Origin of the sequence: Nitrosomonas sp. Nm84, from assembly GCF_003201565.1 — a bacterium.
GTDB lineage: Bacteria > Pseudomonadota > Gammaproteobacteria > Burkholderiales > Nitrosomonadaceae > Nitrosomonas.
The window spans coordinates 1-1,132 of record NZ_QJJP01000084.1 but is presented as its reverse complement, the minus strand read 5'-3'; the positions used below and the strand labels follow the sequence as shown (position 1 = coordinate 1,132).

Sequence of the window (1,132 nt, the reverse complement as noted above, 5' to 3'; positions counted from 1 at the left end):
AAGACTTCTGCACAACCTCGAAAATTTTGCTGTATCCACAGAGAAAAATTTCTAAAAGGCATTTGTCACGCATGCCACTGGCAAAAAGTGAAGTTTTTTCCTTTTTTTAGGGGAATTTCCTCCCTTATGCAATATTTGGACGGATTTCTCTCCTTACTGGTTGATCTACGAAGATTTTGTTGGCTGCTTTTTTCAGATTCATGCAGATACTTTTGAGCATGACTTGGGCGTTGACTTTTACTGTACCGAAGTAGCTGGCGCGTCTCATTCTGAATAGTCGTTTGATTGTGCCGAAACACTGTTCGACAATATAGCGTTTTTTGCTGATCAATCGGTTCGCCAGCTTCTGACGTGCCGAGAGTGGTCTGTTCTTGTACGCGCGATGCATAATTGCACTTTTGATTTTGTGCTGTTTCAGAAACTGCCGATTGGCTTGGCTGGCTGATCCTTTATCTGCATATACCCTATCTGCCTCGATATGCGCACCGTCGATAGCTGCTTCGAAATGCAACATTTCGCTCTGGTTGGCAGGAGCCGTGTGAACCCCGTGCACATAGCCGTCTTGCTCGTCCACCACCAGGTAACTGCGGTAGCCAAACTGCGACTTCTTGCCTTTCTTTAGCCAGGCTGCATCCAGATCCGCACTTTGTTCTTCGGTACAGGTAATTCCAGGCTGGCTGCCATCTTCAAACTGAACAACCTTACCTTCAGCATCCACCTCCAGTACGATGGTCCTTTTAGGGCGCGCAGCTGACTCAATCAGCGTGGCATCAATTACCGCTCCCGTCGCACCCTTGACCATCAATCCGTGTGATTGAAGCTGCTCATTGATAGAAGCCAGCAATCCATCTAGTCGATCGTCGGTTATCAGCCGGTTACGGAACCGGCACAAAGTGGTTTCGTCCGGTATCGCATCCGACAGGGATAATCCACAAAATTGCAGAAAATCAATACGTACACACAGCGCTTGCTCCAGTGCCGCGTCCGATAAACTATGCCACTGACCCAGAAGGATCGCTTTGAACATCATCAGCGCATCAAACGGCTCCTGTCCTCCACCATGCGATAACTCCCGTTTGTACAAATTAGTGAGCTGCGGACGTAATTTCTCCCATTCAATCAAGGCATCAAT

General features: G+C 47.8%; 1 protein-coding gene. It reads right to left on the bottom strand.

Annotation, left to right across the window (positions count from 1 at the left end; translation table 11 throughout):
• Positions 1-124: 124 nt before the first annotated feature.
• Positions 125-1,132, bottom strand: a 1,008-nt coding sequence (locus C8R34_RS16190) for an IS5 family transposase (protein ID WP_110342313.1), incomplete at its 5' end; no start/stop codon positions are given.